A 15,146-nucleotide genomic window follows, 5' to 3' on the forward strand; every position below is an offset into this window, starting at 1 on the left:
TTGCCGGGCGGCGCTGCGCTTGCGCCGGCCTACGTTTCCGTGACATTTGTCGCAGCGCCACCGGGGAATGCGTTCAGCTTACCAATCCGCCTCCTGGCCGAGGATGCGCAATATATCCTGACGATGCTGCAGCAGCTGCGGGTTATCGCGATGACGGGGAAAAGCCAGCGGCAGCGCAAACTCGGCGATAATCCGCCCTGGACGCGGCGACATCACCAGCACCCGCTCGCACAGCAGCAGCGCCTCTTCGATATCGTGGGTCACCAGCAGGCTGGTATACCCCTGCTGCTGCCAGAGGGCGATCAGCTCCCGCTGCATACTGATGCGGGTCAGCGAATCGAGTTTGCCCAACGGCTCGTCGAGCAGCAGCAGACGCGGTTCGTTCAACAAGGCGCGCGCCAGCGCCGCACGCTGTGCCATCCCTCCGGACAGCTGCCGCGGCCACGCCTCGCTGAAGGCCTGCAGCCCGATGCGGTCAATCAACGCGTCTGCCTTCGCCTCCAGCCCCTTTTTCCCCTGCGCCTGCGGGCCCAGCAGCACGTTCTGCCGCACCGTCAGCCACGGATAGAGCGTCGGATCCTGAAACACCAGAATTCGCTCCGGCCCCGGGGCGCCGAGCGCCGCGCCGTCGATCTGCATCTGTCCGCTCTGCGGCGCTTCCAGCCCCGCCAGCAGCCGCAGCAGGGTTGATTTACCGCAGCCGGAAGGGCCCAGCAGCGCCACGCTTTCCCCCGGGCGCAGCTGCAGGCTAATATTCTCCAGCACCGGTACCGTCTGTTTGCCAAGCGTAAACGCATGATGAAGATGGCTGATGGATACCGCCGCGCCGCGCGCTATCGTCTCGGTTACCATTGCATCCCTCCTCGCTGCCAGCTCAGCAGACGGTCACGCAGCATAAATAATCCGCTTATCAGGCCGGAACATAACAAGGCCATCACCAGCAGCGCGGCATACATATTAGGATAGGCCGCCCAGCCCTGGGCCCACTGGAGGTAAAAGCCGATCCCCGACTTCACCCCGACCATTTCGGCGACAATCAGCACCGAAAACGACGCGCCGAGCCCCATAAACAGGCCGACAAAGACGTTCGGCAACGCGGCGGGGATCGCCACCCGCAGGATCAGGAAACGCTGGCTGGCGCCGAGGGTCCGCGCCACGTCGTACCACGCCTTATCAATGCCCATCACTCCGGACCAGGTCAGCACCGTGACCGGGAACCAGGTGCTCAGCGCGATCAAAAACACGCTGGCGCCGAAGCTCGAGGGAAAAATAAACAGGCACAGCGGCAGTAGCGCGGTGGAGGGCACCGGCCCCAGCAGACGTAACACCGGATGCACCCAGTAGCCAATCCGTTGCGACCAGCCGATGGCCAGACCGGTGATGAACCCGCTGCTGGTACCCAGCAGCACACCGAGCCCCAGCAGCCCCAGGGAGTGCAGCAGGCTGTCGAGCAGGCGCGGCCAGTCGTCGTGCAGCACCTCGATCAGCGCCTGCGGCGGCGCGAAGAATGGTACCGGCAACACGGCAGTTTTGGCGGTCAGCCCTTCCCAGACAGCAAACAGCACCGGCAGCAGCGCCAGCCACTTGCCGGCATGCAGCACACGCGCGCCGCGCGCCCGCCAGTAGCGATAGCTCAGCGCCAGCAGCAGCAAGCCGCCGCCGAGGGTGAATTGCGCCAGCGCCCAGCCTTCGCTAAACGGCCAGCGCCGCCCGGCGTCGGGCCAGGTCAGAGTAAACAGACCGCCCAGCAGCCACAGCGTGGCGGCCAGCAGCCCTTCTCCCCACAGCGGCGCGCGGCCGGTGGGGCGCGCCAGAGCCTGCTCAGGCGAATACGTTGGCATAGATACTCTCCGCGAACTGATGGGGATCGGTACCCGGCTTGATCACCTGCACCCGCTGCAGGTCGACCGCATACTGCGTCAGCTCTTTCACGAACGCTTCGCCCACCGCGTGATGGCCGTGGCCCTGCCCGTGGAGGATGCCGCTCACCTCCGCTTCACTGGTATTCAGGGCATGGGCGAGGAAGGATTGCGCCACGCTTTCCGGATGCGCAGCGGCATAGCTGTGCGCCTCAAGGATCGCCTGGGTGAGCGCCGCGGCGGCCGGTTTATGGTCCCGCGCCAGGCTCCCGCTCACCCCCAGCACGCAGCAGCTGAGGTTGGCATAATCCCCGGTCATATTGCTGGCGATCAGCTGATACTTACCGGTCTCCAGCAGACGATAGCTGAACGGCTCGCTGCCGCTGATGGCGGCGATTTCGCGCTTGTCCAGCGCCACGCTGAGCAGATCCGCCGGGTAGACTTTCCACTGCACGTCGCTGATCGGGTCGATACCGTGGCGCTTAAGCAGAATGGCGAAGAAGTTTTTATCCGGTCCGGCCATGTCGGTGACGCCGATGGTTTGACCCTTCAGGCTCTCGAGGCCGCCGAACGGCGAGTCTTTAGCCGTCAGCAGGTTCAGACAGCCGCCGTGGGTCCCGGCGGTGAGCTTGACGTCAAAGCCCTGCTCCAGCGCCTTCAGCCAGCGCAGCGCCATCCCCACCCCGGCGTCGGCCTTACCGGTGGCGATCGCCTCCAGCAGCACATCGGTGGAGCTGCCGAAGTTAACAAACTCAACGTCGAGGTTGTATTTACTGAATATCTTCTGCTGCTCGGCGACGGCGACCGGCGCGAGGCATACCGCGCTTTTGTTGATCGCCAGCTTGATCTTGTAGGGCTCTGGCAGGCGCAGCGCCGGATGGGCATCGCCGCCGGCCATGTCCGCCATATCATGAGCCCACAGCGGCAGAGAGACCCCGGCCAGCGCCAGGCCGCCGCTGAGCTGTAAAAAACGGCGGCGGGAAAAAGTGGTTCTGGTCATGGCGTCACCTCGGCGGCGGGCACGCTAAAACGGCGGTCAAAGGTCGGCTTCACGTCCAGCCGGGTGCGGATCAGGCCGTTGGCGAGATAAAAGTCCGCCGTTGCCTGCTGCTGGGCCACTGTTTCCTCGGCCAGCGGCTGCCACTGCGACTGGCGGTTGGCAAACTGCGCGCGGGCGATCTCCGCCGGGAAGCGGATGATCTCCCCCAACGTTTTGCCGTAGCTGTCGAGATTGGCGTAGGCCCAGCGCTCGGCGCCGGCCAGGCGCTGGAGATAATCCTGCAGCGCGGCGCGTTTTTGCGGATCGTTAAGCGCGGAATCCGTTGCCGCGAGGAAGGTATTCCCCGGCAGCAGCCCTTTGCCGCTCATCAGGATCTGCCCCTCGTTGGTCTTCACCATTTGGGTGGTGTAGGGCTCCCAGGTCGCCCAGGCATCCACCGAACCGTTTAGCAACGCCACTTTGGCGTCCACCGGGCCGAGGAACACCCACTGCACCTCCTTCGGTGAAATCCCCGCCTGCTCCAGCGCTTTCAGCGCCACGAAATGACCAATCGACCCTTTACCGGTGGCGATGCGTTTGCCTTTTAAATCAGCGCCGCTTTTTAACGTGCTGCCGGGTGATACCAGCACCGCGGTCCCCGCCGGGTTGCTTTTATCCACGGCAATAGCTTTGACCGGCGCACCGTTGGCCAGGGCGAAGAGCAACGGCGCACCGCCGATGATCCCCGCGTCCACGGCGCCCGCGTTGAGGGCTTCCGCCAGCGGCGCGGCGGCCGGGAACTCGGCCCACTTAATGTCGTAAGGGAGATTTTGCAGGGCGTTGGCCGCCTCCAGCTGCGAACGCATGCCGCCTTTTTGATCGGCGATACGCAGGGTAAGCCGCTCCTGCGCTGTCGCGTAGCCGCCCAGCGCCAGCAGCATCAGCGCGGCCGCCACCCGGCCTGAAAATGATAGACGCATCGTGATTATCCTTGTGATTGAAAGACGAAGTTGCCAGCTGCCAGCCAGGCGCTGTCGCTCTGTGGGGTATGTACCCGTCCGCAGAGCACATTGCGGTAGTGGCGTTCCAGCGGGTTTTGTCGGCTGAGACCATGATTGCCGGTCAGCTCGAGCGCGATATTCACCGCCTGAATGGCGTTGTCGGTGATGGTGACTTTCGCCAGATTGGCCTCGATGGCGGAAAAGCGCAGCGCGGCGGCCTGCTCCAGCAGGCTGCGGTTGACCAGCAGCAGCCCGGCGATCTGCCCGACTTTCTCCTGCACCCGTGGCAGACGAGAGAGCGGATGGCCGAGACCGGCGGGCACCCGCCCCGCCAGCCATCTCACCAGCCAGTCGTAAGCGGCGTGGGCAATGCTGTCATAGATCGCCGCCAGCAGCGCCGTCTGCCGGTTGGCGAACAGGCGAAACGGTTCGGCCTGGGCGGCGGGTGGCGCATCGGTCGGCCAGACATCCACCGCGTGCTCTGCCGCCACCCGCACGTGGTTAAAAATAACTTCATGGCTGCCGGTGGCCCGCATCCCGGCGTGATCCCAGCTCTTCACCACCGTGATACCCGGGCTGTCGCCAGGCACCAGCCAGGTACCCACCAGCGGCGGGTTATCATCGCTTCTGGCCCACACCGCCAGCCAGCGCAGCCCTTCAATGCCGGTGGTATAAATTTTATGGCCGCTGATGTCCCAGCCCTCCGCGCGACGGGTCGCCACGGTGTCCGGCAGGCCGCCCCGCGCCGGGGAGCCCAGCTCCGGCTCGACGCGCAGGCTGTTGATGAGGCCACCGTGTTCGACAGCATCGTGAAAAACCTGCTGGCGCAGCGGCGCGTGCCAGGCGTCGTTTTCCGCCAGCCGCAAATGGTGGAGATACTGCATGCAGACGATCAGCGCTGTCGCCGGCTCTCCCCAGGCGATGGCGGCGATGACCTGCTGCAGCTGGGCCAGACTGGCGCCCGCGCCGCCGCAGGATGGCGGCACGGCGAGACTTAACCAGCCCCCCGCACGCAGATGGTCGATATTACGCCAGGGAAACTCGCCGCTGGCGTCAAGGCTGGCCGCCTGCTCCGCCATCTGCTGGCGAAGCGCCGTCAGCTGCCGGGCCCAGTCGTCGCGCTCAGGATGGATCACGATGCGCGCTCCGCCACCGCACGCCGCGCGGCTTTTTCCCGGGCGATCGGCAGCAGCGCCCGGCCATAGTCGGCCGCGTCGTTCAGCGGATCGAAGCCGCGGATCAGGAAGTTACGCACCCCGAGGTCGTAGTAGTCGAGCAGCGCATCCGCCACCTGCTCCGGGGTGCCCACCAGCGCGGTGGAGTTATGTCCGCCGCCCACCAGCTGGGCGATGCCGGTCCACAGGCGTTTGTCCACCACTCTGCCCTGCGCCGCAGTAGCCCGCAGCCGCTGGGCGCCGATGCTGTCCGGTTTGGCTTTGAACCCGCCCCCGCGCTGCGCCGCCTGCTCGGTGGCGACGTGCAGGATATGCTCGGCTTTCTCCCAGGCTTCGGCTTCGCTGTCGGCGATAATCGGCCGGAACGAGACGCTGAAGCCGATATCACGCTGGTGTTTCGCCGCTTCGGCGCGCACCCGCTGGATGGTCTCGCCGGTTTGCGCCAGCGACTCGCCCCACAGCGCGAAGACGTCGGCATGTTTGCCGGCGACGGTGATGGCCGCTTCCGACGAGCCGCCGAAGTAGATGGGAAGATGCGGCTTTTGCAGCGGGCGAATGGCGGACCAGGCCTGCTCGGCCTGATAGAAATCGTTGTGAATATCCACCGGCTGCTCGCTGGTCCACACCTGGCGCACGGTGTCGAGGAAGGCGTCGGTGCGGGCGTAGCGCTGGTCGTGGTCGAGATAGTCGCCATCCCGGCGCTGTTCGGCATCGTTGCCGCCGCTGATGATATGCACCGCCAAGCGGCCCCCCAGCAGGTGCTCAAGGGTAGCGAATTTGCGCGCGGCAAGGGTTGGGGAAACAAAACCGGGACGATGGGCCAGCAGGTACTGAATTTTCTGCGTCGACAGTCCGGCCAGGGCCGTCACCAGAAAGCCGTCGGGTTGATCGGACCAGTGGCCGACCAGCAGACGATCAAACCCGGCGGCTTCATGGGTTTGCGCAAAGCGAACGATATAGTCGCGGTCAAAGATCGGCCCCACCGGGGCAATCGTTTCGGAAGAGAGGCGGTGGCCAATCATGCCGAGAAACTGAATGCTCATGAACAACTCCTTGCGTCAGGGTAATGGAGTGGCCGCGACAGCGGCGCTGGTCATTACCCTATACAGAGCGTGTTAATGAGCAAAATGCATTTTTATCATATCTTAATATGCTTAATTAGCATTAAACAAAAATGCATTTTGCTTTCAGTCGGATACGGTCAGCTGCTGCATCACTTTGCTGGCAAAAAAGGTCAGCGGCGGCTGCAGGTTCGCCAGATACTGGGCGTGGATCAGCCACAGTGAGACCGCAGGCTGAAAATCGCTGAGGCTGAGGACCGCGACCTCGTCCCGCCACGGGCTGCTGGCCAGCGCCGCCCTCGGCACCAGACCCAGCCCCAGCCCCTGCGCCACCAGCGCTATCTGCAGCTGCGCGCCCGCGCTCTCGACGTTGAGCGTCAACCGCAATCCCTGGCTCTGCAGCTCGCGAATGAGCCCGGCGCGCAGGCCACAGCCGTCGGGGTTAAGGATCCAGCCCCGTTCGGCGCACTCCCGCAGGGATGACGCGCGCAAATTCAAACGCCGGCCGACGATCGGCACCACCTCCAGGGGACATAGCAGGCGCCCGCTGTAGCCCTCGGCGAAGCTTTGCTGGGCGGGCCCCATCGCCAGCATGCCGTCCAGCTCGCCGTTTTCCAGCCGGCGCTGCAGCTGTCCGCTCCAGCCGCAGGTGATCTGCGGCGACAGTCCGGGAAACTGCTGGCTCAGCGCCGACAGCGCCGCCGGCAGGGCAATCTCGCTGAGACTCTGTGGCACGCCGAGACGCAGCGCGCCGCGCGGCTCGCCTTCCGGATCCAACAGGCTGTAGAGTTTTTTCGTCTCACGCTTAATGCTCAGACACTGCTCGTACACCCGGTGTCCGGCGGCGGTCAGGGTCAGCGGGCGGGTCTGGCGCACTAACAGCGTGACGTTCAGCTCCTGTTCCAGACGCTGCAGGCGCCGGGTGATGGCCGACTGGGTGATCCCCAGATATTCCGCGGCCTGATTGAGGGAGGAAAACTGCACCGTGGCCAGCAAAGCGTCGATATCGTCAATGCGCATAGGATCCTTATGTTAAATTTGCATATTAATATATGCGTAAATTGCATTTAAATAATATTAACGCCTCTGTTAGCGTTTTGACCAGTCCCTCTGACAGGAACCACACATGACTGCACCACGACTGGAAAAATTACGCCATTTCATTCATGAGGTAGACCGCCTGCACCGCGAACACCACCAGACCGCCCCGCTGCTTGACGCCGTGGCGCAGCGGCTGGCGGCGCTGGTGCGTTACGACGACTGGCTGCCGGAAGAGTACACCCTGCCGCATCCGCACCATTATCAGCAGTATCTGCTGCATGCCGACTCCGGGGAGCGCTTCTCGATTGTCAGCTTCGTCTGGGGACCGGGGCAAGCGACGCCGATCCATGATCACCGGGTGTGGGGGGCCATTGGGATGCTGCGCGGCGCGGAGGAAAACCAGCGCTACCAGCTGGATGCCGATGGCATACCGCGCGCGCTGGGCGCCGCCACGCTTCTGGAAGCAGGCCAGGTGGAGAAAGTCTCCGCTGACGATGGCGATATTCATCGCGTCAGCAATGCGCTGGCGGATCGCGTCTCCATCAGCATTCATGTCTACGGCGGCAATATCGGCGCGGTGAAGCGCGCCGTGTATACCCCGGAAGGGCAGCAGAAACCGTTTATCTCCGGCTACTCTAACCGCCATTTACCCAATATCTGGGATTCCTCCCGCGAACATCAAGGATAACCACTATGTCCACCTACGCTTATCGCCAGGCCGCCGGGATCCGCCAGGCGCTGCTCGACCGTCGTGAACTGGCGCTGATCGACGTCCGTGAAGAGGCCGATTTCGCCACCGCTCATCCGCTGTTTGCCGTCAATCTGCCGCTCAGCAAACTGGAGCTCGAGGTCCGCCGGCGGATACCGCGCTTCACCACCCCGCTCACCGTCTACGACAACGGCGAGGGTCTGGCGGAGATCGCCGTCGAACGGCTGCGGTCCTGGGGCTATCAGGATGTGGCCCTGCTGGCCGAGGGTCTCGCCGGCTGGCGCCGCAGCGGCGGCGAGCTGTTTCAGGACGTCAACTCCGCCAGTAAAGCCTTTGGCGAGCTGGTGGAAAGCGTGCGTCACACACCGTCGCTCAGCGCCCAGGAGGTTCAGGCGCTCATCGACAGCCGGCAGGAGGTGGTGATCGTCGACGCCCGGCGCTTCGATGAGTACCAGACCATGAGCATCCCCGGCAGCATCAGCGTGCCCGGCGGCGAGCTGGCCCTGCGGGTAGAGAGCCTGACGCCCTCCCCGCAGACGCCGGTTATCGTCAACTGCGCCGGACGCACCCGCAGCATCATCGGCACCCAGTCGCTGATCAACGCCGGCGTGCCAAACCCGGTCCATGCCCTGCGCAATGGCACTATCGGCTGGACGCTGGCCGGCCAGACGCTGGCGCACCAGCAACAGCGGCAATACGATCCCGCCGCCCGCGCCTCCGGCGCCCGGGCCGCTGAGGTGGCGCATTTTGCCGAACGGGCCGGGGTGGCGGTCATCGATGAGGCCACGCTGCAACGCTGGCTGCAGCAGAACGACCGCACCACCTTCCTGTTTGATGTCCGCAGCCCCGAAGAGTACGCGGCGGGTCACTATCCCGGCAGCCTGAGCGCGCCAGGCGGCCAGCTGGTGCAGGAGACCGACCACTTCGCCAGCGTTCGAGGTGCGCGCATTGTGCTGCTGGATGACGATGGCATCCGGGCGGCGATAACCGGCTCGTGGCTGGCGCAGATGGGCTGGGAGACGGCGCGGCTGAGCGCGCTGTCGACCAGCCAGTTGAGCGAACGCGGGGTGCCAGCCGCCGAGGTGCCGCCCGGCCCGCAGGCGGAGGAGATAAGCCCGGCGCAGCTGGCGCAACAGCTGGAAGAACCCGGTACGGTGGTGCTCGATTTTACCACCAGCGCCAACTTTGTCGCTCGCCATATCCCCGGCGCGTGGTGGCTAACGCGCTCGCAGCTGCGCCAGGCCCTGGACGTGATCCCTCCCGCCCAACGTTACGTGGTGACCTGCGGCAGCAGTCTGCTGGCCCGCTACGCGGTGCCGGAGGTGGCGGCCTTGACCGGTAAACCGGTGCAGTTGCTTACCGGCGGGACGCTGGCGTGGATCGCCGCCGGTCTGCCGCTGGCGCATGGCGACAGCGGCCTCGCCGTCGAGCGCCGTGACCGCTATCGTCGTCCGTACGAAGGAACCGATAATTCCGCCGAGGCCATGCAGGCCTATCTGGAGTGGGAGTATGGCCTGGTGGATCAGCTGGCCCGCGACGGCACCCACGGTTTTCGGGTGCTCTAGCGCGAGCCCGCCTCAGGCTTCGCGCATGATCCACGAATACTGAAAGCTCTTCGGCGCCGGAAAATGGGTCCGGCGCCGGTAGGAGCCCAGCGACTGCGGGGTGCAGTAGGTACAACTCCCCAGCCATTCAACGCTCGCCGGCGCCACCCCCGCCTCTGCGAAGATCGCTTCGGCAAAGGCGCGCAGATCAAACCACAGATTATCGCTGCCGCGTGCGGCGGCTTTGAGCGGATCGCTGACCGGGCCCGAACGGGAATGGAACAGCCGCTGGCGATGGCGGGCCACCCGGTCACCGCCGGGCTGGTCCAGCAGTTGCTGATAGAATCCGGCGGAGACTTCGTAACAGCAGGGGTGAATATGCGGCCCCACGGCGATGACCAGATCGGCCAATGCCACCCCCTGCTGGCGAAAACAGGCCAGACTGTTGTCGACAATACCGCTGACCAGCCCCTGCCAGCCGGCATGCACGCTGCAGACGTAGCGACCGTCGCGCGAGGCGATCAGCAGCGGCACACAGTCGGCGGTCACCACCCCCACCTTTTGCCCGGCTACCGCGGTAAACACCGCGTCGGCGTGCGGGCGCGTCGGCAGCGGCTGCTGATAATGATGAACCTCATTACCATGCACCAGCTTCACCGGAGCCAGCTCGGCATAGGGAAAGGCGGCGGTTTCATGGACATCAAGAAAAGCGTGGCGGATGCCAGGGATCGCATTGAGCAAACGGGAGGTGTAAGCCATAGGGACGATAAGCGTCAGGGAATGATGTCTTACCTTAGGCCAGGGGACGCGGACAGGCAAGGCGGCGGCCCGGCATTTTTTTACCAGACCGCCGGATGCATATCAGACCATGGCCGCGCGCTGCTGGCGATGCATCAGCCAGAACACCGCCACGCCGGCCAGCACAATGCCCGGCGCCGAGGCCGCCATCACCCCGACGGTGCCGGTGCCGAGGGCCAGCATCTTGCCGGCCAGCAGCGGGCCGCTCATCGCCCCAAGACGCCCCACCGCCACGGCGGTGCCCACCCCGGTGGCGCGGATGGCCGCGGGATAAAAAAGCGGCGCCAGAGCGTAAAGCACACTTTGTCCGCCGGTGGCGAACAGCCCGGCGACAAACCCCGCCAGCAGCATGCCAGTCAGCGACGACGCGCTGCCCAGCGCCAGCAGCGACGCCAGAATGCCGCTGTAGATCAGGAGCGACATCCGCAGCGGGGTGAGCTTATCCATTAGCGCCCCCAGCAGCAGCGTGCCGCAGGCGGCGCCGATCTGCAGAGAGAACATCACCCCCGCCGCCTGGCTGGCGCGGAATCCCTGGCCCACCAGCAGCATCGGCAGCCAGTTGATCAGCATATAGACCACCAGCAGGGTGAAAAAATAACCCAGCCACAACAGCAGCGTAGCGGCGGCCTGGCCCGGGGCAAACAGGGTGCGCAGCGGCACGCTGGCCTCCGCGCGCTGAAACGCCTGCGACTCCGGCAGCCAGCGCATCAGCAACGGGATCAGCAGCAGCGGGACCACGCCGCCAATCCAGAAAATAATCTGCCAGGCCGCGGCGAGACCGGAAAAGCCCAGCGCTGCCGCCAGCGCGGCGCCAATGGGTACGCCGCAGTACATCAGGCTTACCGCCCGGCCGCGGAAACGTGAGCCAGCGGCTTCCGAGGTTAAGGCAATCAGGTTCGGCAATGCCGCCCCGAGCCCGACGCCGGTGAGCAGGCGCGCCAGCAGCAGCGTCGGGAAGCTCCATGCCAGCGCGGTGGCCAGCGAGAACAGGCCAAACAGCAGCACCGACCCCAACAGAATGCGCTTACGCCCGTGGCGGTCCGCCAGCATGCCGCCCACCAGCGCGCCGGGCAGCAGGCCGAGGATCCCGGCGCTGAAGATCCAGCCCATCTGCATTTTATCCAGCGCAAAGGCCTGCGCCATGCCGACGGCGGCGATCCCCGCCGCCTGCAGATCCAGCCCTTCCATCAGGGCCACCATAAAACAGAGCCCGATGGTGACCACCAGGCGCGAGGGGGTTGCAGTCGTTATCTTGGTCATAGGGTACCTTGGCGATAGCCGAACAAACGGAGCAGGTGACTGGCGGCTGATGCTTTGTCAGCCGCACGTTCTTAGTTATTTATTGCGGTTAAGCAGATCCAGCGCGACGTCGACGATCATATCCTCCTGGCCGCCGACCATCCGCCGCTTGCCCAGCTCGACGAGAATATCCACCGCGCTGAGGCCATAGCGCTTGGCCGCCGCTTCGCTGTGGCGCAGGAAGCTGGAGTAGACTCCGGCGTAGCCCAGCGCCAGCGTTTCGCGGTCGACACGCACCGGGCGATCCTGCAGCGGCCGCACCAGCTCATCGGCCGCGTTCATCAGGGCGTAGAGATCGGTGCCATGCTGCCAGCCGAGCTTGTCGGCGGCGGCAATAAACACCTCCAGCGGCGCATTGCCCGCCCCCGCCCCCATCCCGGCCAGGCTGGCGTCAATGCGATCGCACCCCTCTTCCACCGCGACGATCGAGTTCGCCACCCCGAGGCTCAGATTATGATGGGCATGCATCCCGGTGGCGGTCTCCGGCTTCAGCACCGCCTTCAGGGCGCGGAAGCGGTCGCGAATGTCGTTCATGTTCATCGCCCCGCCGGAATCCACCACATAGATACAGGTCGCGCCATAAGATTCCATCTTCAGCGCCTGCTGCGCCAGCGCCTGCGGGGAGATCATATGGCTCATCATCAGAAAACCGACGGTGTCCATCCCCAGCTCGCGGGCAAAGGCAATATGCTGCGCGGCGACGTCCGCTTCGCTGCAGTGGGTGGCGACCCGCACCACCCGCGCCCCGGCCTGATACGCTGCTTTCAGATCGTGCAGCGTGCCGATGCCCGGCAGCAGTAAGGTGGCGATTTTCGCCTGGCTCACGACATCCGCTGCCGCTTCAATCCAGGCGATGTCGCTGTGGGCGCCAAAGCCATAGTTGAAGCTGGATCCCTGCAGGCCATCGCCATGGGCCACTTCGATGGAGTCGACCCCGGCCTTATCCAGCGCGCTGGCGATCTGCTGCACCTGCGCCAGGGAATACTGGTGACGAATGGCGTGCATACCATCGCGCAGCGTCACGTCCGAGATATAAAGTTTTTTACCGTTCATGCTGTCGCTCCCGCCGCGCTGTGCATTGCCCCGGCCATTTGCTCCGCCGTCGCCAGCGCCGCCGAGGTCATAATATCGAGGTTGCCCGCGTACGCTGGCAGATAGTGCGCCGCCCCTTCCACTTCGAGGTACACCGCGGTTTTCAGGCCGGAAAAACAGCCGACGCCGGGCAGGTTGACCGGCCTGTCCTCGGGGATAACCTCAAACTGCACCTGCTGCTTCAGCCGGTAGCCTGGGACGTAAGCCTGCACTGCCGCCGCCATTTCGACGATCGAGGCGGCAATGGCCTCCTGCGACGCCAGCTCGCTCAGGACGTAGACGGTATCGCGCATCATCAGCGGCGGCTCCGCAGGGTTCAGTACAATAATCGCTTTGCCCTTGCCCGCCCCGCCGACTTTTTCAATCGCCTGCGAGGTGGTTTCGGTGAATTCGTCAATATTGGCCCGCGTGCCCGGCCCGGCGGATTGACTGGCGATCGAGGCCACAATCTCCGCGTAATGCACCTTCGCCACTCGCGAGACCGCGGCGATCATCGGGATGGTCGCTTGCCCGCCGCAGGTCACCATATTGACGTTGCCCTGATGGAGATTGTCCGCGAGGTTGACCACCGGTACGCAGTACGGGCCAATCGCCGCCGGCGTCAGGTCGATAACGCGGATCCCCGGCTTCGCTTCGCGCAGCGCGGCATCGTTTTTGATGTGCGCCCCGGCGCTGGTGGCGTCAAAAACAAAATCGATGTCGGCAAATTCCGCCATCTGCATCAGGCCGCCCACCCCTTCGTGAGTGGTCGCAACGCCCAGGCGCCGGGCGCGGGCCAGGCCATCCGACTGCGGGTCGATGCCGACCATCACCGCCATCTCCAGATGCTGGCCGTGGCGCAGGATTTTAATCATTAAATCGGTGCCGATATTCCCGGAGCCGATAATGGCGACTTTACGTTTACGCATCACGATCTCCTTCTCCGGCGGCAACGAAGCGTGCCGCGACTGAGCCAATACCTTCGATATGGGCGACAAAGCTGTCCCCCTCGTTAATCGTCACCATCGGGCCTAACGCCCCGGTCAGCACGATATCCCCCGCCCGCAGCGGTTCGCCGAGACTCGCCAGCTTGCGCGCCAGCCAGACTGCGGCGTTCAGCGGATGCCCCAAACACTCGCTGCCGCGGCCGCTGGAGACCAGCTCCTGGTTGCGGGTCATGTGCATGGCGCACTGCTTCAGATCCAGTCCCGCCGGACGCTGCGCCGGGCCGCCAATGACGTACAGGCCGCAGGAGGCGTTATCGGCGACGGTGTCGACAAAGCCGATTGACCAGTCGCGAATCCGGCTGCCCACCACCTCCAGCGCCGGCAATACCCATTCGATGGCGTTATACAGTTCATCAAAAGTGGTATCGGCATGCGGCAGATCCTGCTTCAGCACCAGGGCGATCTCGGCCTCCACCTTGGGCTGCAGCACGCGGCCAAACGGCACCTCGGCGTTGTCGCCGTAGCACATGTCGGCAAACAGGGTGCCGAAGTCCGGCTGATTGACGCCCAGCTGCTGCTGCACTTTGGGATGGGTCAGGCCCACTTTGCGGCCCACCACCCGCCGGCCATGGGCCACGTGGTGCTGGACGTTCAGACGCTGGATGGCATAGGCGGCGTCGGCATTGTCGACGCCGAGAATATCGCGCAGCGGGGCGATCGCCTGGCCGCTCTGTTCCGCGTCGCGGAGCTGCCGGGCCAGCGCGTCAAGAGAAAAAGTCATCATTTACTCCTTAAGCCCGTGCGAGGAAATTGAGCACCAGCTGATTAAAACTGTCGGCATGTTCCCACTGCGCCCAGTGGCCGCAGTCGCGGTAAATATGCAGTTCCGAACCGGCGATCCCGGCGAGCAGGCGCAACCCGGCGTCCATCGGCACGAAGCGGTCATTGCGTCCCCAGACGATCAGGGTTGGCGCGGTGATTTCGCCCAGCCGCGGGCCAAAGTCAGGAAACTGCTTCGGGTTGGCTTCGAGGCTTTTGACGAAGTTGTCCAGATGATCGCGACGCGACAGCATATTGTTGAGACGCGCCTCGAACAGCGCCTCGGTGAGGTCGCGGGTGTCGAAGACGAAGATGCTCATCATCTTTTTGAGGTTTTCAATGGTCGGCTCGCGGTACAGGGCGTTCAGCAACTTGATGCCCTCGGTCGGCATCGGCGTGAACAGGCTCATGCCGCCGGTCCCCCCGCCCATCAGCACCAGCTTAGCCACCCGCTCCGGCCAGCTCAGGGTGAAGGCCACCGCGCTATGGCCGCCCATCGAGTTGCCCAGCAGATGGACTTTATCGATCCCCAGCTGATCGACCACGCTTTTCAGAATGCGGGCGTTGAGGTCCGAACGCGAGCCGCTGTTGACGATAGCATCGCTTTTGCCCCACCCCGGACAGTCGAGGAGCAGCACGCGATAGCCCGCCTCGACCAGCGGGTCAATATTGCGGCTGAAGTTGGCCCAGCCGGTGGCCCCCGGCCCGGAGCCGTGCAGCATGACCACGGTCTCTTTCCCGTCGCCGCAGTCATTGATATGGATACGCAGCGTGCGGCCCCCCTCGTCGACATTGAGGAATCGGCTGGTGGCGGCTTCAGTTTGCGGTTGATAGCTCATGTTA

14 protein-coding genes and 1 pseudogene are annotated in these 15,146 nt (G+C 64.6%); 2 read left to right on the forward strand and 13 right to left on the reverse strand.

Going from position 1 to position 15,146, the window contains the following annotated elements; translation table 11 throughout:
* Nucleotides 1-78 precede the first annotated feature (78 nt).
* The 7 genes and pseudogenes from RRF55_RS17975 to RRF55_RS18005 form a co-directional block, all read right to left on the reverse strand.
* On the reverse strand, nucleotides 79-852 hold the full coding sequence (locus RRF55_RS17975) for an ABC transporter ATP-binding protein (protein WP_002908439.1): 774 nt from the start codon (nucleotides 850-852) through the stop codon (nucleotides 79-81).
* Nucleotides 846-1,841: an ABC transporter permease gene (locus RRF55_RS17980; RefSeq protein WP_016532314.1), complete on the reverse strand. Its 996-nt coding sequence runs from the start codon at nucleotides 1,839-1,841 to the stop codon at nucleotides 846-848. The genes RRF55_RS17975 and RRF55_RS17980 overlap by 7 nt, the downstream gene beginning before the upstream one ends.
* On the reverse strand, nucleotides 1,822-2,859 hold the full coding sequence (locus RRF55_RS17985) for an ABC transporter substrate-binding protein (RefSeq protein ID WP_023282699.1): 1,038 nt from the start codon (nucleotides 2,857-2,859) through the stop codon (nucleotides 1,822-1,824). Before RRF55_RS17985 ends, RRF55_RS17980 begins: the two co-directional genes overlap by 20 nt.
* Nucleotides 2,856-3,818 (reverse strand): ABC transporter substrate-binding protein, encoded by a 963-nt coding sequence (locus tag RRF55_RS17990; RefSeq protein ID WP_032415105.1) that lies wholly within the window; start codon nucleotides 3,816-3,818, stop codon nucleotides 2,856-2,858. Before RRF55_RS17990 ends, RRF55_RS17985 begins: the two co-directional genes overlap by 4 nt.
* A gap of 5 nt (nucleotides 3,819-3,823) precedes the next feature.
* A complete protein-coding gene (locus RRF55_RS17995) occupies nucleotides 3,824-4,975 on the reverse strand; it encodes an acyl-CoA dehydrogenase family protein (protein WP_032415106.1) in 1,152 nt (383 codons plus the stop codon).
* Nucleotides 4,962-6,057: pseudogene (locus RRF55_RS18000) on the reverse strand (LLM class flavin-dependent oxidoreductase). The gene RRF55_RS17995 and the pseudogene RRF55_RS18000 overlap by 14 nt, the downstream one beginning before the upstream one ends.
* A gap of 144 nt (nucleotides 6,058-6,201) precedes the next feature.
* Nucleotides 6,202-7,095, reverse strand: a complete 894-nt coding sequence (locus tag RRF55_RS18005) for a LysR family transcriptional regulator (RefSeq protein ID WP_117098820.1) — start codon at nucleotides 7,093-7,095, stop codon at nucleotides 6,202-6,204.
* A 106-nt stretch (nucleotides 7,096-7,201) separates the two neighbouring features.
* Here RRF55_RS18005 and RRF55_RS18010 point away from each other — a divergent pair, with 106 nt between their 5' ends.
* Both RRF55_RS18010 and RRF55_RS18015 read left to right on the forward strand, forming a co-directional pair.
* Nucleotides 7,202-7,804 carry a cysteine dioxygenase gene (locus RRF55_RS18010; RefSeq protein WP_002908526.1) on the forward strand — a complete coding sequence of 201 codons (603 nt, stop codon included), beginning with the start codon at nucleotides 7,202-7,204 and terminating at the stop codon, nucleotides 7,802-7,804.
* 5 nt (nucleotides 7,805-7,809) lie between these two features.
* On the forward strand, nucleotides 7,810-9,390 hold the full coding sequence (locus RRF55_RS18015; RefSeq protein WP_032438299.1) for a rhodanese homology domain-containing protein: 1,581 nt from the start codon (nucleotides 7,810-7,812) through the stop codon (nucleotides 9,388-9,390).
* 12 nt (nucleotides 9,391-9,402) lie between these two features.
* On the opposite strand, the gene RRF55_RS18020 is transcribed toward RRF55_RS18015, so the two are convergent.
* From RRF55_RS18020 to mhpC, 6 genes are all read right to left on the reverse strand, one after another.
* Nucleotides 9,403-10,128: a polyphenol oxidase family protein gene (locus RRF55_RS18020; RefSeq protein ID WP_032438297.1), complete on the reverse strand. Its 726-nt coding sequence runs from the start codon at nucleotides 10,126-10,128 to the stop codon at nucleotides 9,403-9,405.
* A gap of 102 nt (nucleotides 10,129-10,230) precedes the next feature.
* The gene (mhpT, locus tag RRF55_RS18025; protein WP_004148691.1) at nucleotides 10,231-11,427 is read right to left on the reverse strand and encodes a 3-(3-hydroxy-phenyl)propionate transporter MhpT; all 1,197 of its coding nucleotides are present in this window, start codon (nucleotides 11,425-11,427) and stop codon (nucleotides 10,231-10,233) included.
* Nucleotides 11,428-11,502: 75 nt separating this feature from the next.
* Nucleotides 11,503-12,519 carry a 4-hydroxy-2-oxovalerate aldolase gene (mhpE, locus tag RRF55_RS18030; RefSeq protein ID WP_004180340.1) on the reverse strand — a complete coding sequence of 339 codons (1,017 nt, stop codon included), beginning with the start codon at nucleotides 12,517-12,519 and terminating at the stop codon, nucleotides 11,503-11,505.
* Nucleotides 12,516-13,466 (reverse strand): acetaldehyde dehydrogenase, encoded by a 951-nt coding sequence (gene mhpF, locus RRF55_RS18035; protein ID WP_014343168.1) that lies wholly within the window; start codon nucleotides 13,464-13,466, stop codon nucleotides 12,516-12,518. Before mhpF ends, mhpE begins: the two co-directional genes overlap by 4 nt.
* Entirely contained in the window at nucleotides 13,459-14,265 is an 807-nt protein-coding gene (gene mhpD, locus RRF55_RS18040; RefSeq protein ID WP_002908598.1) for a 2-keto-4-pentenoate hydratase, read from the reverse strand. Before mhpD ends, mhpF begins: the two co-directional genes overlap by 8 nt.
* Before the next feature lie 10 nt (nucleotides 14,266-14,275).
* Nucleotides 14,276-15,142 (reverse strand): 2-hydroxy-6-oxonona-2,4-dienedioate hydrolase, encoded by an 867-nt coding sequence (gene mhpC, locus RRF55_RS18045; protein WP_046881214.1) that lies wholly within the window; start codon nucleotides 15,140-15,142, stop codon nucleotides 14,276-14,278.
* Between the last annotated feature and the right edge of the window lie 4 nt (nucleotides 15,143-15,146).

This window comes from Klebsiella sp. K47 (assembly GCF_051858335.1).
GTDB classification, from domain to species: domain Bacteria; phylum Pseudomonadota; class Gammaproteobacteria; order Enterobacterales; family Enterobacteriaceae; genus Klebsiella; species Klebsiella pneumoniae.